Below are 20,084 nucleotides of genomic sequence, written 5' to 3'. Positions count from 1 at the left end.
CCTGGTCTTTCACCCGTCAGGCGCCTTTCCCTCAGCTTGCTCTCGGCCGAGCCCGGCTTGCGTGCTAACTCCCAGTTCCTCCCACACCTGTACCGCTCCTGACCAGTACTTCCGGACCAGTCACGGACCAAACCCACGCTTCAGCCCTCGGTTGCTTCGCCTTGGCTGACACGCCCCCACTCCTGCATCGACTGCTCGATGAGGCGGTTCGCCTGTTCTCGAACGCCGTCGAGGAACTTGGCGTAGTGACGGAAGAGAACCTCGATGCTTTGGCCGGCGCGGCGGGCGCATTCGGCCGGGTCCACTCCGGAGTAGAGCCAGAACGAGATCCCCGCGTGCCGGAGATCGTAAGGTCGCTTAGCCAGACCAGAGGTGCGCTCCGGGCGAGTCAGGGCGTGTTCCCGGGCCCGCGCCCACGTCTTGCCGTATGCGGCAGCGTCGACGTAGTTGCCAGCCTCGTTCCGGAAGAGTCGGCCATCAGGTGCCACGTCGAAGCGTTCCACGTGGGCACGCAGCATGCGTACGAACTGCGGTGGGATGGGCACAGGCCGCGTCGCGCTTGCCGCGCGACGCTTGAGCGAGTGCACCTCGTGCACCTCACCGTCGTCAGTCCACTCCTTGCCGGACGTGACGACCCCGCCCGAAAGGTTGAGCATTCCCCATCCGGTCTTCGGCAAGTGGCATTGCTCGATCCGAAGATGGATGACCTCAGCGGGCCGCATGGCCGCGAAGTACATGCAGCCGAAGAACGCCTCAAGATGACGCCCCCGCCCCGACTGGCCGGCAACAGCCTCGAGTAGCCGAAGCACCTGGGCCGGATTCGGAACGGCAGCCGGATCCACCTCCTCATTGACCGCCGGCGCATTCCACCGGAGCCCGTTGAGGGGGTTCTCCGCGAAGTACCTCTTCTCCACCGCAGTGTTGAGAGCTTCGTTGAACGCAGCCCTCTTGCGTCGGGCTGTCTTGGCCGCAGCCGCCTTGCCGTCCAGCTTGCGGCACATAGCATCGAGGGCCCTGCGCAGAACATCCGCATCCGCAAGGGCGCTGACAGGCAGAGAGTTCCGCTTCATCCAGTCCAGCGCGTGGAGCCACTCCTCGTCGGGTTCGCGCTGCCAGGCGTTCTTGTTGAATGCCCAGGAGTACAGGGCACGCCTCAGTACCCGCGGATCGGAATACGTTGCGCCGGGGTGCACCAGGGCGGGCGTGATGGTAGCGAAGGCATCGGCCAGGGTGCGGCGGGTGTTCCCTGGCGTACGCTCCCATCTTTGCTCGATGTATTCGTGCGCCAGGTCGTACCACGTAGTCCGCTGCTTGATGGCCCGCAACTCAGATGCGGGCAGACCGGTGTGCTCATCAAAAGGCTCACCCTCGCGCGCCGCTGTCATCAGCTTCGCGCGCCGGCTATCAGCAAGCGCGAATGTGATGAAGGAAGCGGACTTCTCGCGCCCGTTGACCGTCCACCGGATCTGGAAAGGCTTGCGCCGATCAGAACGCTCGCGTATGTCCCAGAAGCGGACGTTATAACTCATCGCCATCCAGGCGTATCCCTTTCACACGCCTCCCACCACGCATCCAGATCGGCGCGGCGGCAGCGCAGTTCACCATTCGGTAGCTTGATCATTCGGGGTGCCTGACCGCGAGCGCGTAGGCGGTAGAAGGCCGATGCGCTCATGCGGATTTCCGCTAGGACTTCGGCAAGCTTGAGCGCAGGTGGACGAGCCATTGATGTCTTCCTCGGGCATTCCGGATTTGTCGGCCACCCAAGCGGCAGCGCGACTTGTACCCACTCCGCCACAGCTGATGGGCAGGCGCTGTCAGTTACAGGGGCTGCAGGGCGCCGACATGAAGGGCCATAGTGTCCGAACGGCTCCACCGCCAAGCACAGCCGCTGCGAACACCCTCAATGGTCTTCATGATCGCCGGTTTGGCCAACCGGCGATCGTGGTCTATGTTGTGCGCCCCCACAGGGAAATTCACGGACGATCGCTAGCGGACGAAACTCAGGGACCAGCCGGTGCGATCGGACAACAGGGTCGCGCCGTCCGTCACGAGCACCCGGAGCCCGCCGTCAATTAGCCAGTCCAAATCGTGCGCAACGATGCGCTCGGGAGCGCCGACGGCTCGGGCTATGTACCAGGGTGGGGCTCCAGGCGTGTCGCGATGCGCGCGAGGACCACTCGGTCCCGGCGATAGCTACGTTGCAGCAAGTCCTCGCCGACCAACCCGGTCGCACAGACGCAAAGAAACAGCGCCGTGGATGAGCGTCGTAATCCTCTCGCTCCGATGTGGTCCATACGTTCAGGGCGTCAAGTGCCAAGCGGATGGGGGCGTTGAATCGGACGGATCGGAGAGCGGCATTCGACAGGGGGTACTCCTTGGGTCGGGCCTCTGCGATGAGGCCGAGCAGCACGAGGTACCGGCCTCCGGCATGGCCGACCTGCAGGTCGGCCCGGAATCCTGAATCCCATCACTGACCTGGTGTTTTTCGGGGACGTTGTACGTTGACATAGTCCCAGAGAAGGTTCCAGTCCTTCGGGGCTATTTCTCGTCTGCCGTGGTCGAATGCCGGGCCGAGGGAAGTCCAACCGGAAAACGTCAGGGGCTTTCCGTCGGAGAAGAGCGGCAGGGCATGCTCCGCCTTCGCCTGGCTCGGGCGCACCGTGAAACCGGTGTGCACGGCGCCGGCGGCCAGCCCGGACGAGAAGCCGACAGCCTCCGAGAAAGAGGCGGCGCGGAAGTCGCTGGCTGTACTGCGGACAGACCTGCGGGTGGCGCAGATCGCTGGGAATCGGGGCCCGGAGTGAAACGGAAGGGCTACAACGCCTGAGTGTCGCGGCGTTCGCGAGGGCTACATGATCCCTTTCCAGTGCCAGGGTCACTGCTCTGCACGGCCACGCAGGCAGTCGACACGGTACTGAGCCTCTGCCTGCGAGTCAGGTCGCATGGACGCGTGCTGGGCTGTGTAGGTCGTCATGCGTAACTCGCGAGCCCCAGCGAGGAGCTCGTATCCCTCCCACTCGGTGACGTCCGTTCCGTACGGACTCTGCTGCGCATTTCGCTGGGGCGTGCGGGGTGACCCTGTCGGGGCCGGCAGCTGCGAGGTGACGTGGGGGCGTCAGGTCTCCCGGTGCTCGCTCAGAACAGTGCTGGGCCCTCGCCGCTGGTGTCCACGATGACTGGCCGGAACTGGGCAGGGAGGCCGTCCAAGCGGTCAGGACCGGCCGCGGCGGCCACGGCAGGGGCCGTCTCGGCCAGCCAGGTGCGAAACCGCTCGGCGGCTTCGCGGTAGGGGACTCGCGCCAGGACACGGTGCTCGCCGGAGGGGCAGAAGTCGACGGCGACCGTGAGCAGGCAGGAACGGGGCGCCTGGTGACTGCCCGTCCAGGACACGCGCAGGACACCGCAGGGTGTGCGCCCGCGGGGAGCGGGGTGGGTCGGGCGCAGTGATCGGCAGGCTGTGTGGGCGGTCCATGCGGCGAGGTGGGGCAGGGGCAGGGTGGTGCGTGCGCGGCAGCCGGGGCAGCGGTGCCAGTGGCGGAGCCAGTCGTCGGTGTCGGTGTGGAAGAGGCGTGTGTAGCGGTTCGCCACGCGGATGTCGTTGCTGTACAGGTGGTCGGGGCGTTCCAGTGTGTTGCAGGACTGGCAGAGGGGGGCGCGGACGTAGCCGTGTTCGTGGCAGTGGTCGAGGACTGTGGCGGGCGCAGTGCGGCAGACAGCGCACGCCCACCCAGCCACCCTGCGGGAGGTACCGGGCTTCCTGCTGAGCACCGAGTACAGCTGGCCTTCCAGCTCTTTGTTGTACGGGCGCAGTGAGGCGGTGGGGCCCTCGGGGCTCGTCGTCTGCCGACCGCCGGCCTCTCGAGCCTGCCGGGGGTAGGAGGGCGGCTCGGTGACGGCTGCGCCTGCCTGGCGGGTCCGCGCGGCTTGCACCCACTGCGTTTCGGCGTGCTCGGCCGCATCCAGCAGCCTGACCACAGCGCGCGGCAGCCACCACGTCCGCTGCGTCCCGTCGCGGGTCTGCTCCACGAGTATCTGTCGCCAGTCGATCCCCGCCAGATGGTACGGCCGGCCGACTTCACGTCGTGCTGCCCGCGCGGGGCCGCCCAGCTCCTGCAGTTCCCCTGTGATGCGCCGGCGCCAACGCAGCGGCGTTTCCTCGTTGCACTCCTGCCTCGGCGCCCCACGAAACGGACCGATGCGGACCAGGTCCTGCCGATCCATCTCCACCGCGTTCAGTTTCGCGGCCGCCCGGCGCACCTCAACCTCCGGAACACTCCACTGACCGCCGCTCGCCCTCACCGTCGCCACCACACGGCCGCCGAGCAGGACGTACCCCACCCGGGCATGGGCAGGAGAGCAGGTGAATGCCCCAGAAGCCGTCGGCACAGCACTGTCGGCCGTCAAATCGACCCACAGAGCGTCCGCGGCACCCAGGGTGATCAGGCCGTCCGTGCGACCGGGCATGACACGCTCTGACATACCGACAGGCTAACGGCCTGCAACGCGGCAACGGGTCCCAAGCGCCTCGGTCAGCCGGGCCGCCGCCCGCAACTCCATATTCCTGAGCATCTGGTTCGTCAGCACCTCCCGTGCCCGCAGCCTCACCACCAGAACGTCAAGAACCGGGCAAGTCACCCTCGCGCATCAGCGGTCCCCGAGCCCAGACGAATTGAGCAACAGAGTCCGTACGTCTCGCAAAACTCGGCGTACTCGGCCTCGGTGACCGCGCCGGTCGTCGTCATCTTTACCGCCGTAGAGACGAGATCCCACTCCGAGGGCCCGACAGAGACCAGCTTGAAGTCCATCAGTAGCGGCCGGGCCGCCGTGCGGTCGACGTTGCCGACCCACGCGCCGTGCACGACGCATTCGTGCGTGCCCGCGGGCCTGTGCTCCCGCCACTCGCGGAGTTCCGCATGTCGTTGCCGCAACCACCCGCGATCACCCTCAGACAGGGACGTCGCCGCCTCGATCACTCGGCGACCCGTATGAACGTTCGGGTCTGTCGAGCGGAAAGTCCGGCACGGGCAAGGGACGGAGCTGTTTCAGCAGCGTGACGTGTGCCCTTGACGGCTGGGTAGAGTCGCGGTATCCGAGCTGGAGAGGTAGTTGTATGGCCAACGATATTGTGATTGCGCAGACGACCAGCGACGACGAGGATCAGGCGAAGGCGCTGGCCCGGGGCGCGGTCGAGAGCAAGCTGGCAGCGGGCGTTCACGTTGATGCGCCGATCACCGCCTTCTATTGGTGGAAGGGGAAGGTCGAGACGGCGCAGGAGTGGCGGATCTCGTACATGACTACGACGGACCGTCTCCCGGCACTGGAGGCGTGGCTGCACGAGCAGCACCCGTACGACGTTCCCCAGTGGATCACGCTGCCCGTGAGTGGTGGGTCGGAGGCGTACCTGTCCTGGGTTGTCGAGGAGACGGCACGCGACTGACGGCCGACAGGTCATACGACGGCGTTCGCATCCTGAGCTTGCCCGTGTGCCGCGCGGGGGGTCAGGAAGCGAACTGCCGCAGGTGAAGGCCAAGTTCCTGCTCGCTGTCGGGGAGCGACGCTGCGATAGTCGCGGCGCGCTCCTTGCCCATCGTGTTGGGCTTGGCCTGAGCCGCTGCGGCGAACTGGCGTGACACGTAGACGCCTTGGTCAACGTCACCTCCACGCAGCAGGGCCGAAGCGAGATCACCGAGAACCACGACACCCCCATCCGACAGTTCGTCTCCGAGGCGGCCGACCGCGGTGTCGGCTGTAACGGTGAGTTCAGGACGCCCCAACTGTCCGTATACGGAGAGGGCCAACGAGTCCATGCGGTACGGGGTCACGAACCGGACCCACGCCTGCTCGCTGGTGTGATCCGCAAAGTCGTAGGCGAAGCGCGCTCGCTCCAACGCCCGGAGCGCCCCCGTCTCGTCGCCGACCGCCGCGGCTTCCTCCGCGTGCCTGCCGAGGACCCAGGCGGCCGCCGTAGCGTTGCCGTGGCCTCGCACATCGTTGGCCGCTTGGGAAAGGAACTCCAACTTCGCCTTCGGCGACGAAGCGCCGTAGCTGGCATAGGTCAGAGCCAGAGCCCGGAGTGGAGGGTGCCCGGCGGTCGCCGCGCACTGCGAAGTGACCCTGTAGTAGGCGTCGGCTCTGTCGTGCTCGCCCAGGTCCCAGGCCACCCAACCGGCCAAGGCTGCGGTTTCTCCAGCGGCGATGGCGAGAGCCCGTTCGTGCTCGCCGGCACGAGGCAGAGCCGCGGTGATCGCGTCAAGGTGCGCCTCGACTGTGCTTTGTAGTCGCCGGGCGCTGAGGTTGAGTTCCTGGACGTGCAGTTCAGCGGCCCGGTCGATGAGCGCGACAGCGGAGGACGAATCGATCTTAGAGCCCTTGCTGAGAGCGAAGGCGAGTCGCCCCCAGGGCTCGGCAGCCGCGCTCACGCTGATAGCCGCCCCGCCCAGCAGCGTGCGACGCTTCACGGCGTCCTGGTCCTCCCCTGCATTGGCATGCCCCTCTCTCTTCCGAATGCGGGCAGCCTTAGCCTCTCGCTGTAGTTCCTCGAAGGGGACACCGCAGGCTGCCGCAATGTGACCGATTGTGTGATTGGTAGGGATGTTCTCGAAGTTCTCATAGCGGCTGATCTCTCGGCGAGTCAGGGTGTCCCGGCCGGAGACAGCGTTGATCGCCTCTGCCTGCTCCTCCTGCGTCCGACCCGAATCCTGCCGAAGCCGGAGGAGCATGTCGGCGAACGGATCTGGCATGAGTGTGACCTCTGTTGGTGGGCGGAATCCAATCATGGCCTCAATTCCCCCTCCGGTTTCCCCCCTTGACAGATTTTTCCCCCTCTGGATTCCCCTGGTCGACGGCGTGGCCACGCGGTGCGATAGCCCTCATGACCAGGCTCCAAGCGCCCCCGCCCGACGGGGCCATCCGTAGCTTTGCGGCCGCAGCAGGCGCATCACGCGTGAGGTCGGTTCAGGAAGGCCGACGCAGCACATCGGCATGTTCAGCCATACCGGCGGCACCCCATGCCTGTCAGGCGGCCTTCCTTCCTGATCTCGCGCAAGTTGGGGAGATGCGCCAGACAACCAGGGCGTTCCTACGGTGGTGCCATGTTTCGAAGCCGGTGGCGGGGTTCGCCGTGCTGGCCGTCTCAGAGCTGATCACCAACGCTGTGGTTCACGGTGAGGGCGAAATCGTGCTCCGGATCGCGGTGTACGTCGACGTGGTACGCGTCTCGGTAACCGACCACAACCTGGCCCCAGCTGTACTCAAGGAGGCCGGACCCGACAGTGAATCCGGTCGCGGGATCCGGCTTCTCGATGCGATCTCAGACGCGTGGGGAAGCTGCGGCGAGGAGACGTGGTGTGAGTTCCGGCATGTGAGGGCTGCCGCTTGAGTCAGACCTCCAGCTGGTCCTCGACCATGCAAATGACGAGCAGCACAGCTCAGTCACTCCCACTACAGGAGGCGCTCCGAGGGCCGTTCGCTTGCCTTCGCCCAGTAGTTCGGTTCAAGCATCTCGCCAGGCCATGCGGGCTGACGAATCGGGCCCCGAGGCCCCATCTGTTCGAAGTACGGCGCCAGGTCGATAACGGGCGTCCCGTTGACGGCGTCGAGATCGGTGACCAAGAGATCCCGGCCTTCGACCTTGAGCAACCGCGGGTAGCTGACCGCCAGTTGGTTGGGCCGCCGGTGGTTGCGGTGGACAAACGTACCTGTCGCCGGCCAGTTCGGGTTTCCCCGAGGACTGCGTGCATGGAGCTGGACGTCTTCGGGTCCCGCCAGGTGGAAGCGCCAGGTCACGGCCAGGTGGGAGAACTCCTCAATTCCTTGCAGCGTTTCGAGCGGGTACGCGTCGTCGAGCCTGATGATCGATTCGACCCCGCCTTGGTAGTCATCCTGAACGCGGGTGTGGCCCCCGACGACCGTTGCGATCGATTCGACCTCGTACGTCACCATCGGCGCTCGTTCCTCTCCCTGGGCGTAGCGCGTGCGGCGGCCTCCGGTCGGCGCCGCGGATCTGCTCGTCGGTCAGCCTATGGCGCGCAGCATGTCTCGCGCGCGCCGGTCCAGTTCGGCGACGTGGCGACTGCCGCGTTGCCGGACGGGCGAGAGGTCGCTCTGCATCCGGACGATGACGTCGCGGGCGCGGCCGGACTGGACGCCGGCCATGGCGTCGAGAGCTTGGTTCCAGGTGGCGCATGCCTCGTCGAGGCGTCCCTGCTGGACCTGGACGGCGCCGAGGTAGCCGAGGGTCACGCTGTGGGTGCGGGCGTATTGCTGCCGACGTCGGGTGGCGACGCTGCGCTGGAAGTGGATCTCCGCGTCGAGTGGCTTGCCCATGTCGCGCAGGGCGCAGGCGGTCTCGTGGGCGAGGGAGGCTTCCTGGAAGAAGCCCACGCGACCCGGCGCATCGTTGTTGTCGGCGCGGGCGAGATCCCGCTCTGCGCGGTTAATGGCCGCGAGAGTTCCGGCGCGGTCTCCATCTGCGGCGAGGGCTCGAGCGTGGACGATCGCAAGCAGGGCTTTCTCGCGGTGGCTGGCCTGGCCATAGCGGTCGCGGGACATGGAGGCGTCGGCCAGGGCGAGCGCTCTGCGAGGGTGCCCGAGGTCCACTGCCTGGTGTGCGAGGGCGCGCAGGATGTGGCCGCCGAGCGGTCCGTCGCCGGCTTCGGCCGCGATGCGGGCGGCAAGGGTGAGGTAGCGCTGGGCGGTGCGGTGCTCGGAGGCGTCGAAGGCCATCCAGCCTGCGAGGTAGGTCATCTCTGCCACGGCCGAGTACGTGTCGCGGCGGAGCTGTTCCGTGCGGAATCTACTGCCGAGCAGGGGCACTGCTTCGTCGCGAAGGTGACCGGCCAGGGCCGAGCGCCCAGAGGCTCCGCCGCGCTGCTGGTCGCGCGCGGAGTAGAAGGTCGTCAGGTCGCGGACGTCGTCGATGTCGGCCTGGGCCACCAGCCGGGGGGAGACCGCTGGGCGCTTCGCCGCTGCGGCAGGGGCAACTGTCCACCACGAGGCGGTGGGCAAGGCGAGGCCGGCGGCCGAGTACGCGGCGGTCGCCAGCAGCTTGCGTCGGTGCATATCGAGGTCGTCGCTTCCCAGCTCGGCCAGCACGGTCAGAGGGTCGACGCTCCAGTCGGAACCGCTGTCGGTCGTGCCTGTCGGCTCTTCCTCCAGCCCGAGGTCGGCCAGGGTGAGGCGGCGGCCGAGTCTGCGGGACAGCGTCTCGCGCAGGATATGGGGCGCTCTTCCACTCGGCCGCGTGCCCTGGACCCACATGGCGATGTGGGAGCGGGAGATGGCCTCCAGCTCGCGCGCGCCGCTCTCCGCGGCTACTCGGGCAACTGCGGCGGCTGCTTGGGGCTGGGACCAGCTTGCTTCGCGCAGGAGTGCGGCGAGGGCGACGTTTCGCGCGCGGGCCATGGGCTGCCCCTCGGTTCCGAAATGATCTTTGACGCCTTTGACGGTCTTGGTGGCCGCGCAGGCATACCCCTCGGCGGGGATTCACGGTTCGCTCAACGTAGCGGCCAGATCACTCACTTTGCACGTCAACCGTCGGCGCTGCACGGCGTCTTTCCCTCAACTTGGCTTGATTCAAACAGGAGTTGTGTCATGCGTCTCTCGCTGGTCCCTCGCCGGGAAGCCTGTCAGCGCGTCGGCCGGGGCGGGCGGGACCGCGTCGCCGTGGAGTCGGGCTTGCGGCGGAATCAAGCGGTGGCCGCAGCAGAGACGGTGGCGCTCGTGCTGGACGAGGACTCGCCGCTGCCGGAGAGTGCCGCCTGTGTGGAGGACCTCGTGCGGCGTCTGCGCGGCCACGTGAGCCAGCTCGGGGTCCTGGCATCGGCGGGAGAGCCGGCCTTGCGGCGCGCGCAGCAGCTCGGCTCGGACAGCGTCCCCGAGGGCTACATGCCCAGCAGGGTGTACTTGGTCAGGCTCGCCGAAGCGACCCAGGAACTCGTTGCGACCGTGCGGTCGCACGGTGTTGGACCGGCGCAGCCGACGCGGAGACGGCGTTGGTGGCAGCCGCGGATCAACGTGCTGCGCGGCGCGGTCTTCGTGGTTGCCTTCGCCTGCTTGATTCTGGCCGCTTCGGTGCCCCGGACATGACCGTCACCGGGGCAGTTGTGATCGTGCTGATTCTCGGCTCCATGCCGTGGCTGGTTCTCCGCAGTGGTCGCGCGACCGGTCCTGATGCTCCAGCAGACAAGGACTCCACGCCAACCCAGATCGAGCCTCCCTCACTCCGGTGACCCCCGGAGTCTCTTCTCACCGACAGTTCCCGGCCGTTTCGGCGGCCCTGACGCCACCCCCGGATCCGCGGGGCCTAACGGAGACCCACACGATGAAACGCCTTCCGCGTATCGAGCAGTACGGCCTGATCGGCGATATGCAGACCAGTGCCCACGTCTGCGACGACGGCTCGATCGACTGGCTGTGCCTGCCCCGCTTCGACTCGTCGGCCCCCTTCGCTGCGCTGCTCGGCACGGAGAAGCACGGAGCGTGGCGCATAGCCCCGGCCACCTCATACGAGGGGGGCGCCGGTGCGACTGCCGAGCGGCGCTACGTTGGCGAGTCCCTCGTGCTGGAGACGGTGTGGACGACGTCCTCCGGCAGTGCGAAGGTCACCGATTTCATGCCGCCGCGCGACGGGGCACCGCAGGTGATCCGGATCGTCGAGGGCCTGACCGGTGAGGTCTCCATGGTCTCGGCCATGCGTCCGCGGCCGGGGTACGGCGGCGTCAGCCCGTGGATTCACGAGGTCGGTGGGCGCATGGTCGCGGAGGCCGGCGCGGACGCTCTGTGGCTCGACACCTGCGTCCAGCAGGTGGAGAAGGACGGCGTCATCGTCAGTGCCTTCTCCGTCGCCGCCGGGCAGAGCGTGGCGTTCGTCCTCAGTTGGTGCCCGTCCCACGCGACGGCGCCCGACGTTCCCGACCCGGAGGCCGCGCTCAGCGAGACGCTCACCTTCTGGCAGGACTGGACACGGGAGTGCACCTACGAGGGGCCCTATCGCGAACCCGTGGTCCGTTCATCGATCGCGCTGAAGGCGATGACGTACGGGCCGAGCGGTGGGATCGTCGCGGCGCCGACCACGTCGCTGCCCGAGGAGATCGGCGGAAACCGGAACTGGGACTATCGCTTCACCTGGTTACGGGACGCCTCCACGACGCTGGCCGCGCTGCTGGGAACCGGATACCGGCAGGAGGCGCAGGCATGGCGGCGATGGCTCCTGCGAGCCGTGGCCGGCGATCCGGAGAACCTGCAGATCATGTACGGGATCACCGGGGAGCGTGACCTGCGGGAGCGGGTGTTGCCCTGGCTGCCCGGGTACGAGGGATCAGCGCCGGTGCGGGTCGGCAATGGGGCAGCGGACCAGCTGCAGCTCGACGTGTACGGCGAGGTGATCGAGACCCTGTACCTCGCGCACGAGAGCGGTGTGGCCCACTGCGCCGACACCGCCGTGCTGCACCAGCGACTCGTCGAGCACCTGGCACAGCGCTGGCAGGATCCCGATGAGGGGATCTGGGAGATTCGCGGGGCACGCCGGCACTTCGTGCACTCGAAGGTGATGGCCTGGGTGGCGATCGACCGCACCATCCGCTTGGTGGAGGCCGGCTCCCTCCACATGGACCTGGACTACTTGGCCGAACTGCGGGCGAAGATCCACCACGAGGTCTGCACCAAGGGCTTTGACCCGGTGCGCAACACCTTCACCCAGTCCTACGGCTCGCAGGAGCTGGATGCCGCCACGCTGCTGATCCCCCGCGTCGGCTTCCTGCCGCCGGACGATCCGCGCGTCGTCGGCACCGTGGACGCGGTACGTCGTGAACTCTCCACGCCGGACGGGCTCGTGCGCCGGTACCCGACCATCGGCGACCACGCCGGGGTGGACGGCCTGACCGGAGACGAGGGCACATTCGTCCTCTGCTCCTTCTGGCTCGTCGACGCCCTGGCTCTGACCGGCCGACTGGACGAGGCCCACGCCCTGTTCGAACGCCTCCTCGCGCTGCGCAACGACCTCGGGCTCCTGGCCGAGGAGTACGACCCCGTCCAGCAGCGCCAGCTCGGCAACTTCCCGCAGGCGTTCAGCCACATGGGCCTGATCCAGAGCGCCCGGCTCCTTCGGCTCCTGGCGACGCAGTCCTCCCACCACCGCGGCGCGGTCGCGGTTCCGACGCCCCGCTCGACCTCACGCAGCACACGCCAGACCTGCGCAGACCTGACGCCGCAGCACGCTTAGCCACCCCCACCCTGACGAGGATTCCCATGCCTGACAGCGCCTTCCCGGCACGGCCGGCCGCTACCGGCCACCGCAGACGGCGGCCTCCGATCGACGCGTTCACGCTGCACCGTGTCCGCCTCGCCGTGGCACTGCCCCTGGTGCTCCTTGCCGCGCTGCTCGGTGCCGCCTCCCCCCTCTGGTCGGTGTCCGCGGTAGGCCCCGGCTGGCTCCTGGTCGGTCTGGTCTGCGGACTGGCTGGGGTCGCCACGGTGGCGGCTCGCGGAGCGCGAACGGCCGCAGGGGCCGTGCAGACAGCCGCGGAGGAGGCCCAGGTAGCGGCACTGACCGCGGTCGCGGGGGCAGCGGCAGCCGTCGAGAAGTCGGTGCAGTGGTCGGCGGACGAGCTGTGCCGCGGGGGACGCCCGCCGCTGCCGGACCTGCAGGCGCCACCATCGGCCAGTCCCAACGCCGAGATCAACAAAGCGTTGAGTTCAGTCCAGGCGCAGGCGATCGCATCGCTGATACGTGTGCACGACGAGTCCCAGTCCGTCGTCCTCCTGGAAGTGCTGCGCCGTCTGGCCATGCGCGAGCACGCCCTGGTCGGCAAGGCGCTTCAGGCACTGAGCCAGCTGGAGATGCTGACCGACGACCCGGAGCTGCTGGCCAAGATCTTCGAGATCGATCACCTCGTGACGCGGATGCGTCGCCAGGTCGAGAGCACGGCGGTGCTGGGTGGGCAGTCCCTGCGCAGCGTGCGCCGGCCTGTTCCCGTCGCGACGGCGCTGCGCGGCGCGGTCTCCGAGGTCGTGCAGTATCCGCGTGTGGCCGTCGCGGCCGGGTCTGTGGGCGCCGAGCTGGGTCTTCCCGGACATGTGGGTCCGGACCTGACGCATCTGCTGGCCGAGCTGATCGAGAACGCCTGCGAGTGCTCCGATCCGGCGACGAAGGTGATGGTGCGTGCGCAGCGGGTGGCGAACGGGCTGGCGGTCGAGGTCGAGGACCGGGCCATCCCCATGCATCCGCAGACGCGGGCACAGATGAACCACCTACTCAAAGCCCCCGGCGAGGTCGATGTCAGCGGCCAAGTCCGAGCCGGCCAGCTCGGCTTGCTGGTCGCCGCGAAGATCGCCCAGTCCCACGGGCTGTCCGTTCTCCTGCAGGAGAACGTGACAGGAGGCACCACCGCCCTGGTCGTTATTCCGGCACGGCTCCTCGTAGCGATTCCCTCCGTCGACGATGCGAGCGCGCTGCCAAAGGAAGCCCGCCCCTCCGCGCCGCAGCCGCGGCAGGTTGCCGCGACTCCAGCCATCCCGACGGCAGGCCAGGTCACACGCCCCGGCACCGCAGGGGCACCGGGAGCCGCAGAGGAAGGTCACTCTGCTGATGCGCCCGCTCTTCCCACGCGTAGACGTCAGGTCGGCTCGTTCCATCCACCACGCGAGCGGGAGCAAGCCCCCGTGACCGCGGCGACGCCAGGGCTTGCAGCCGCCTTCCGCAACGGCATCCAGGCCGGCGGGGCCGCCGGTCCTCCCACCGCTTCGACAGAGCAGCCCAGGCCCTGAGCCTCGCCCTTCCTTCCACGTTCCCGGCGGCCCGTTATATCCGCTGGCCCTTCCCTCTTCTGGAGCGATCCCTATGAGCACCCATCCCGCGATGAACAACGTGACCGGCGACGCGCCCGCATCCGAGACAACGGCAAGCGGACAGCGGGACAACATGGCCTGGCTGCTGCGTCAGTTCGCCTCCGATGTCCCGGGCGTCACGCACGCCGTCCTGCTGTCGCGCGACGGACTGCGGCTGCTGGACAGCGACGTCGACAAGGACTGGGCGGACGAACTGTCGGCCGCGCTCAGCGGAGTGGCCTCACTCGCGGCGAACATCACCGGCCCCAGCCACAAGAAGCGGCCGGCCAGGCAGGTCGTCATCGAGCGAGACGACTGCCTGTTCTTCGTCCAGAGCGCCGGTCGCAGCGCGGCCTTCGAAAACCACCCCGGCAACGAACGCGGTGTGGTGGACACGGTCCTCGCCGTCATCGCCACCACGGACGCCGACGCGGGCACCGTCGGGTACGAGACGGGGCGCCTCGTGCAGAAGTTCGCCCCCTACATGCAGATCCCCGTCCGCCTCGGCACGGGTGCTGAGGTCCGGTGACCACACACGGCCGCGCGGCCGAGGATTCGACGTTCGTGCGGACCTACACCCTGACGCGCGGGCGTACCAAGCCGCGGCACCTGCTCGGCCTGGAAACCGTGCTGGACGCCGGGCCGGGGCGCCCCGGCCCGGGCCAGGCCGAGGAATGCGACGACATCCTCACCCTGTGCCGAGAGCGCCGACGTTCGGTGACCGAGCTGGCGGGCCGACTCGGCCGCCCTGTCACTGCCGTCAAGATCCTCGTCTCGGACCTCCTAGACGCCGACGCCCTGGTCGTCCCCGTCACCTCCCCCTATGCCGCAGCCGACGCGGATGCAGGTCCCTCCCCACAACTGCTGGCGGCCCTCTCAGCGGGCCTGAAAAGGAAGTGGCCCGATGCCATCGCCTACCCCCAGGCCGGATAACCCGGCCGTGGTGCTGCGGACTCCGGCGCGCCCGCAGGCCGGTGCACCTACCGTGCTGAAGATCGTGATCGCCGGGGGCTTCGGCGCGGGCAAGACCACCGCCGTCGGCGCCGTCAGCGAGATCACGCCGCTGAGCACGGAGGAGTACCTGACCGAAGCGAGCGCGCACGTGGACAGCCTGGAAGGCGTCGAGGCCAAGCAGACCACCACGGTCGCCTTCGACTTCGGTCGCCTCAGCCTGCCCGACGCGCCCGTACCCCTGGAACTGTTCCTGTTCGGCACGCCCGGCCAGGACCGGTTCGTCGACCTCTGGTACGACCTCTCCCGCGGAGCCGTCGGCGCGGTCGTCCTGGTCGATACCCGCCGCCTGGAAAGCAGCTTCACCTCCGTCAGCTTCTTCGAAGACATCGGCCTGCCCTTCGTCGTCGCCGTGAACCAGTTCGACGGAGCACACCGCTACCACCCCGAACAGGTCCGTACCGCCCTCGAACTACCCGCCTCTGTACCGGTGGTCACCTGCGACGCCCGCGACCCGAACCACGTCGCCGGCGTCTTGCTGACCCTCGTCGGCCACGCCGTGAGAAACGCAGCGGCGGGCCCCGTCCGCCCCACACCCACTACCACCCTCCAGGACGCCTGATGACATACCAGCCCACCAACCCCTACCTCGGACCGCAGACCCCGCCCACGCAGGCACTACCGCGCCGCAACATGCGGGACCTCGCCCCTGGGCCGTCCGTCCCTGCCGCCGCCGTCACCGGCCCGCAGGCCCAGCGGACGACCGAACTAGCGCGGCGGTACGAGCTGATCGAGCGCCTGGGCATGCCTACCGCTGCCAGCGACGACTTCGACGAGATGGCCCGCGACATGGCCACGCAGGCCGGGTTCCTGTACGGGTTCGTCAATCTGTTCCTGGAGGAGCAGACCTTCGTCGGACTGCACCAGCCGCCCGCGGACAGCGGGTACGTCATCGTAGGCCGCACCATGAGCCGCGACCACGGCTGGTGCCCGGAGGTCATGGCCCGCAAGAAGGCCCTCCCGCTGCACGACGTGCACGCCAGCCCGCGCTTCAGCGGCAACCACGTGGTCGACGCGGTCGGGATCCACTCCTACTTCGGCGCCCCGCTCATCCACGAGAGCGGCACCGTGCTGGGCACGGTGTGCGTCATCGACCCCGAGAAGCGCCCCCTGAGCGAGGCGCGACGCCTCAGAGACATCGTCATCAACGCCGGCACCCAGGTGATGGACCACATCGCCCGCGCCCCCGTCCGCTAGGCCGTTCCACACCCCCCACCCGGGAGCCGTAGGCGATCCCCGGCCGCTCCACGTCGCGACCTTCACCCAGGGAGAGGGAGACCATGTCCGCCACACCCACCACACCGCCACCGGCGCTGCGCCCCTACCTCACCGCCCGCCACGAACTGCTGTGGGACGAGGCCGACGCCTTCGCGGCCGAGCACGTCGCGCCGCGCGCCGCGCGTATGGAGGCCGCTCCGGGCAGGGTAGAGCGCAAGGTCGCCGACCTGATGGCCGCACGGGGCTGGTTCGCCGTCACCGTCCCGTCCGCCTTCGGCGGGCTGAGTGCCGGACACGTGGCCAAGACCATCCTGGTCCACCGCATCGCCTGCGTCTCGGCAGCTGCCGCGGCCATCCTGCAGGCCACCCTGATCCCCGTCGGCGCCCTGCTGCACTTCGCCACCTACGAACAGAAGGGCCGCTGGCTGCCCCAAGTCGCGGACGGTTCCCTGCTGTTGTCGATCGCCGTGACCGAACCGCAGGCCGGCGGACACATCGGCGGCATCGAAACCACCGCCGAACGCGCCGGCAGCGAGTGGGTGATCACCGGCAGCAAGATCCATATTGGCAACAGCCACCTCGCGGGAGCCCACCTCGTCGTAGCCCGAACCGCCGAGGCAGGCGTGAGCACCTCCCAGGCACTGACCGCGTTCATGGTCGAAGCCGACCGCCCCGGGCTCGCCCTCTCCGACCACCGCCCCGGCCTCGGTCTGCACGGCTTCTCCGCCGGCGGCCTCGACCTCGACCACGTCCGCGTCCCCGAAGACCACGTGGTCGGAGAGATCGGCCGAGGGCTGAGCGTGGCCCAGAGCAGCAGCATCCTGTACGGCCGTCCCAATCTGGCCGCCGTCAGCCTCGGCATCCACGAAGCGATCGTGGCCACCACCGCTACTCGTCTCAAGACCCGTCCCCGCTACCGGGGCACCCTGTCCGACCTGCCCGTCCTGCGGGACCGCATCGGCGGCATGGAGGCCCGCCTGCGCGCCGGCCGGATACTCGCCTACCAGTCCGTGCACCTCCTCGACCAGGGCCTGCCCTGCGACGCCGACCTGATCAACGCCAAGTACCTCGGCCACCAGTGGGCCGTGCAGTCCGCCCAAGACGCCATGGAACTGCACGGCGCCCACGCCCTCGACCGCGACTACGTCCTCCAACGCCTGTGGCGCGACATCCAGCACACCTACCCGCCCGCCGGAACCGGCGAGGTCCAGCGCATACGCCTGGCCGACGCCGCCTTCGACGAGGACCACATCCAGTGGTCCGAGCGCCTCGCCGCCGAAGCCGCCTGGGCACGACCCGACCCGACCGCCGCATGAGCCCCCGTGCGCGGCACCCCGTGAATCCAGACCGCCGCGCACGGGCCCGTGCCGCCGGCCCCCGTCCCCCGCGGGGACCGGCGGCACCCATCCCGGTGACCGTCCATCCCAGCCGAGAAAGAGACATCGTGACCCCGCCCGTGACGACCAGCGCACCGATCACCCCCCTGACACCGACCCTGCAGCGCGTCGCCCAACACCTCGCGAACGGCCTCACACCCCAAGAGATCGCGACGAAGACAGGACTGTCGGCGGTCACCGTCCGCCAGTACCTCCGCGACATCCGCGAGAGCCTCCACTGCCCGCCCCGCTGCAAGCCCCCGGTGATCGTGCACCGACTGTTCACCACCCAGCGGGTGGCCCCTCCCACGACCGACAGGCCGACGCCGGAGCTCAGCTCGAAGCAGCTGCTGCTGCTCCGAGCCGTCGCTGAGCACAGCGATACCCGCGACATCGCCGTCGCCGCCAAGATCGCCCCGGCCGACCTGCGCGCCGCGCTCGACCAGCTCCTCGCCGACACGGGCGCACAGGACACCACCGAACTGGTGGTCCTGGCGCACAGCTGGCAGCTACTGCCGGCCGAGCAAGCCGCCCACGCGACGCGAAGCGGGGCAACCCAGTGACCCGCCCCACGACCCCCACGGCCAGCGAGGACCGCTCCGCCCCCGTCCCGTTCACGCAGGCGCCGCCGGCCGCCATCTACGAGATGCGCATGCTGAGCACCGCGGCCGAGCGCGAGGAAGCCGCCGCCCTCGTCCAGGACCGCCAGCGCTGGCTCACCCTGCACGGCCTGCCCGTACCCGCCCGAGCCGACATCCCCGCGCAGTTTCGCGAGGCGCAGACCATGCCCGCCGGGCTGTTCGAGGACGGGAGGCTGCTGGCCTGCATGATCCCCGAGCACGACCCCGACCTCGGATGGGGCCAGGGTCCGTGCCTCTTCCTCCAAAGCGTCCACACCCTGCCCGGCCAGTCCGACGACATCACCCGCCTGATCACCCTGTGGGCGTCCGACTTCGCCGCCCGAGTCGACCTCCACGTCGTACGGGCCGAGACCCTGGCCCGCCACGCCCTCGAAGCCGAACCCCTCGCTGCCCTTCTGCGTCGGCTCACGGACACCGGCTGGGACGTGTGCGGATCCGGCCCCGGACGCGACGGCGATCGAGTCGCCCGCCTCGAACTCCCCGCCGAGCACCGCCCCGGGCTCCGCGCGCTGATCAGCTGCCAGGTCCACGCGCCTCAGCCGGCCCCGGATGATCGGAGCAACGCGTGACAACCGACGAACCGCAGCGGCCCGACCTCGCCCGCGAGCTGATCGCCCGCGCCACGGAATCGGCCGCGCACCGGGCCAAGCGCGTGCGCGACCAGCTCGACGCCGTCCAACTCGGACAGGGCCGGCACACCGACCACGCCAACACCAAGGTGCTGCGCCGCATCCTGGCCGACCACGACTGGCCCGGGCACCGCCTCGTCGGCCCCGACGCGGCCCGTGCCGCGTGGAGCATCGCCCTGCACAGCGACGACGAACCCGACTTCCAGCGCGCCGCCACCACCCTGCTGGGACGTGCGGTCCAGGCCGGCGACGCGCTGGTCCAGCACTGGGCGCACCTTCACGACCGCGCGCTCATCACCAGCGGGCGCGACCAGGAGTACGGCACCCAGCTCCTGCTGCGCGCCGACGGCATCGAACTGTGCCCGCTGCGCGCGCCGGAGTCAGTCGACACACGCAGGGCCACCGTGGGTCTGCCGCCGATCGCTGTCGCTCTGAAGGCGGTGCGCCGCCGGTACACGCCTGACGGCTCTGCCGATGAAGCCCCGACCGTCGTCCTCGCGGGGGCCGCGTGAAGAAGCGGAACCCCGGGTTCTCCACCAGTCGGCCTTACAGCCGCAACTCCACTCTGCGAAAGGATCGTTGACAGATGAAGCTCACCACCGCCGTCCTCGCTGCCGGTGCTGCCGTCTCTCTCACCATCGCCGTGGTCGGAGCCGCCCGGCTCAGGCAGGACGCGCGGCATCGGGCCGAGCGCAACGAGGCGGTCGTCGCCCGCAACCAGCTCGACTGGCTGGCGCAGATGTCCACCAACGCCGACCTCGCCAAGCTCTGGGCGCCCGAGGACATGGACGTCGAGGAGTACATGCAGCTACTCAAGGCCAACCAGCTGATCTGCACGCTCAGCCTCCGCGACCGCCTCGGCTTCGTCCGCGACGGGCACCTGCCGTTCTTCGCCTCGATGGTCATGAGCAGCGACGTCTGCCGCGCTACTGGCACCGCTTCGGCGACCTCCGCGCCCGGGAGGCCGAGGGCGACGCGCGGGCCGAGCACTTCACCCGGGTGCTGGACCAGGCCGCGAAGAACCACCCGCAGGCGCAGCCCGCAGCAGCCTGACGGCACCACACACCGACCCCCGGACGTGCGACCGCTCAGGCGACTTCGCCGCCCATCGCCGTCTGGCAGCAGGCCCCGGGGCCCGACCGGGCCTCGGCACCCCGCACCATCCACCACTCCTAGGAGGCATGCATGACCGCCATCCAGGCCGAGAGGCCGACCGCCCCCGCGCAGGCGGACCTCGTGACGACCGACGACGTCCCGTTCGGGCTCGACATCACCTTCATCGAGGGCACGCCGGCGACCGAGACGGTCCTGATGTGCAGCACGGGCGACACCTGCGGCAGCTCCTGCCCCAGCGCCTGCACCACCTCGTAAGCCGGACCACCCCG

The 20,084-nt window shown here is 69.0% G+C and carries 21 protein-coding genes; 15 read left to right on the top strand and 6 right to left on the bottom strand.

Annotation, left to right across the window (positions count from 1 at the left end; translation table 11 throughout):
* Positions 1-140: 140 nt before the first annotated feature.
* The 3 genes from ACX28W_RS10385 to ACX28W_RS10375 form a co-directional block, all read right to left on the bottom strand.
* The gene (locus ACX28W_RS10385; protein WP_329371265.1) at positions 141-1,535 is read right to left on the bottom strand and encodes a tyrosine-type recombinase/integrase; all 1,395 of its coding nucleotides are present in this window, start codon (positions 1,533-1,535) and stop codon (positions 141-143) included.
* On the bottom strand, positions 1,526-1,723 hold the full coding sequence (locus tag ACX28W_RS10380; RefSeq protein WP_099939993.1) for a helix-turn-helix transcriptional regulator: 198 nt from the start codon (positions 1,721-1,723) through the stop codon (positions 1,526-1,528). The genes ACX28W_RS10385 and ACX28W_RS10380 overlap by 10 nt, the downstream gene beginning before the upstream one ends.
* A gap of 1,412 nt (positions 1,724-3,135) precedes the next feature.
* Positions 3,136-4,479 carry an endonuclease domain-containing protein gene (locus ACX28W_RS10375; protein ID WP_458998596.1) on the bottom strand — a complete coding sequence of 448 codons (1,344 nt, stop codon included), beginning with the start codon at positions 4,477-4,479 and terminating at the stop codon, positions 3,136-3,138.
* Positions 4,480-5,110: 631 nt separating this feature from the next.
* Between ACX28W_RS10375 and cutA the strand changes: the two genes are divergently transcribed.
* Complete coding sequence (gene cutA, locus ACX28W_RS10370) at positions 5,111-5,437, top strand: divalent-cation tolerance protein CutA (RefSeq protein ID WP_329371257.1); 327 nt, start codon at positions 5,111-5,113, stop codon at positions 5,435-5,437.
* A 61-nt stretch (positions 5,438-5,498) separates the two neighbouring features.
* Here cutA and ACX28W_RS10365 read toward each other — a convergent pair whose 3' ends face one another.
* Entirely contained in the window at positions 5,499-6,740 is a 1,242-nt protein-coding gene (locus ACX28W_RS10365) for a helix-turn-helix transcriptional regulator (RefSeq protein ID WP_458998595.1), read from the bottom strand.
* A gap of 251 nt (positions 6,741-6,991) precedes the next feature.
* Between ACX28W_RS10365 and ACX28W_RS10360 the strand changes: the two genes are divergently transcribed.
* Positions 6,992-7,378, top strand: a complete 387-nt coding sequence (locus tag ACX28W_RS10360; protein ID WP_382213385.1) for an ATP-binding protein — start codon at positions 6,992-6,994, stop codon at positions 7,376-7,378.
* Between the two features lie 62 nt (positions 7,379-7,440).
* Here the strand turns inward: ACX28W_RS10360 and ACX28W_RS10355 are convergent, their stop codons facing one another.
* The gene (locus tag ACX28W_RS10355; RefSeq protein ID WP_355486384.1) at positions 7,441-7,941 is read right to left on the bottom strand and encodes an SAM-dependent methyltransferase; all 501 of its coding nucleotides are present in this window, start codon (positions 7,939-7,941) and stop codon (positions 7,441-7,443) included.
* A gap of 72 nt (positions 7,942-8,013) precedes the next feature.
* Entirely contained in the window at positions 8,014-9,402 is a 1,389-nt protein-coding gene (locus tag ACX28W_RS10350; protein WP_327137745.1) for a tetratricopeptide repeat protein, read from the bottom strand.
* A 291-nt stretch (positions 9,403-9,693) separates the two neighbouring features.
* Between ACX28W_RS10350 and ACX28W_RS10345 the strand changes: the two genes are divergently transcribed.
* The 13 genes from ACX28W_RS10345 to ACX28W_RS10285 all read left to right on the top strand — a co-directional run bounded on the left by ACX28W_RS10345 (position 9,694) and on the right by ACX28W_RS10285 (position 20,070).
* Complete coding sequence (locus ACX28W_RS10345; protein ID WP_434481890.1) at positions 9,694-10,086, top strand: DUF6415 family natural product biosynthesis protein; 393 nt, start codon at positions 9,694-9,696, stop codon at positions 10,084-10,086.
* Positions 10,087-10,321: 235 nt separating this feature from the next.
* Positions 10,322-12,220, top strand: a complete 1,899-nt coding sequence (locus ACX28W_RS10340; RefSeq protein ID WP_458998594.1) for a glycoside hydrolase family 15 protein — start codon at positions 10,322-10,324, stop codon at positions 12,218-12,220.
* A gap of 26 nt (positions 12,221-12,246) precedes the next feature.
* Positions 12,247-13,764, top strand: a complete 1,518-nt coding sequence (locus ACX28W_RS10335; protein ID WP_458998593.1) for a sensor histidine kinase — start codon at positions 12,247-12,249, stop codon at positions 13,762-13,764.
* 73 nt (positions 13,765-13,837) lie between these two features.
* Positions 13,838-14,353: a roadblock/LC7 domain-containing protein gene (locus ACX28W_RS10330; protein WP_458998592.1), complete on the top strand. Its 516-nt coding sequence runs from the start codon at positions 13,838-13,840 to the stop codon at positions 14,351-14,353.
* Positions 14,350-14,757: a DUF742 domain-containing protein gene (locus tag ACX28W_RS10325; RefSeq protein ID WP_458998591.1), complete on the top strand. Its 408-nt coding sequence runs from the start codon at positions 14,350-14,352 to the stop codon at positions 14,755-14,757. The genes ACX28W_RS10330 and ACX28W_RS10325 overlap by 4 nt, the downstream gene beginning before the upstream one ends.
* Positions 14,729-15,397 carry a GTP-binding protein gene (locus ACX28W_RS10320; RefSeq protein ID WP_458998590.1) on the top strand — a complete coding sequence of 223 codons (669 nt, stop codon included), beginning with the start codon at positions 14,729-14,731 and terminating at the stop codon, positions 15,395-15,397. The genes ACX28W_RS10325 and ACX28W_RS10320 overlap by 29 nt, the downstream gene beginning before the upstream one ends.
* Positions 15,397-16,032 carry a GAF domain-containing protein gene (locus ACX28W_RS10315; RefSeq protein ID WP_384925951.1) on the top strand — a complete coding sequence of 212 codons (636 nt, stop codon included), beginning with the start codon at positions 15,397-15,399 and terminating at the stop codon, positions 16,030-16,032. Before ACX28W_RS10320 ends, ACX28W_RS10315 begins: the two co-directional genes overlap by 1 nt.
* An 83-nt stretch (positions 16,033-16,115) precedes the next feature.
* Entirely contained in the window at positions 16,116-17,369 is a 1,254-nt protein-coding gene (locus ACX28W_RS10310) for an acyl-CoA dehydrogenase family protein (protein WP_458998589.1), read from the top strand.
* 128 nt (positions 17,370-17,497) lie between these two features.
* Positions 17,498-17,992, top strand: a complete 495-nt coding sequence (locus ACX28W_RS10305; protein ID WP_382213379.1) for a LuxR C-terminal-related transcriptional regulator — start codon at positions 17,498-17,500, stop codon at positions 17,990-17,992.
* A gap of 74 nt (positions 17,993-18,066) precedes the next feature.
* Entirely contained in the window at positions 18,067-18,639 is a 573-nt protein-coding gene (locus ACX28W_RS10300) for a hypothetical protein (protein WP_382119193.1), read from the top strand.
* A complete protein-coding gene (locus ACX28W_RS10295; RefSeq protein ID WP_458998588.1) occupies positions 18,636-19,211 on the top strand; it encodes a DUF6624 domain-containing protein in 576 nt (191 codons plus the stop codon). Before ACX28W_RS10300 ends, ACX28W_RS10295 begins: the two co-directional genes overlap by 4 nt.
* Positions 19,212-19,285: 74 nt before the next feature.
* Complete coding sequence (locus ACX28W_RS10290; protein WP_458998587.1) at positions 19,286-19,888, top strand: hypothetical protein; 603 nt, start codon at positions 19,286-19,288, stop codon at positions 19,886-19,888.
* Positions 19,885-20,070: an FxLD family lanthipeptide gene (locus ACX28W_RS10285; RefSeq protein WP_458998586.1), complete on the top strand. Its 186-nt coding sequence runs from the start codon at positions 19,885-19,887 to the stop codon at positions 20,068-20,070. Before ACX28W_RS10290 ends, ACX28W_RS10285 begins: the two co-directional genes overlap by 4 nt.
* The last annotated feature ends 14 nt before the right edge of the window (positions 20,071-20,084 follow it).

The sequence above is a fragment of the Streptomyces sp. SD15 genome, assembly GCF_054462255.1.
The sequence above is the reverse complement of the archived record's forward strand: the minus strand, read 5'-3'. Positions and strand labels throughout refer to the sequence as shown.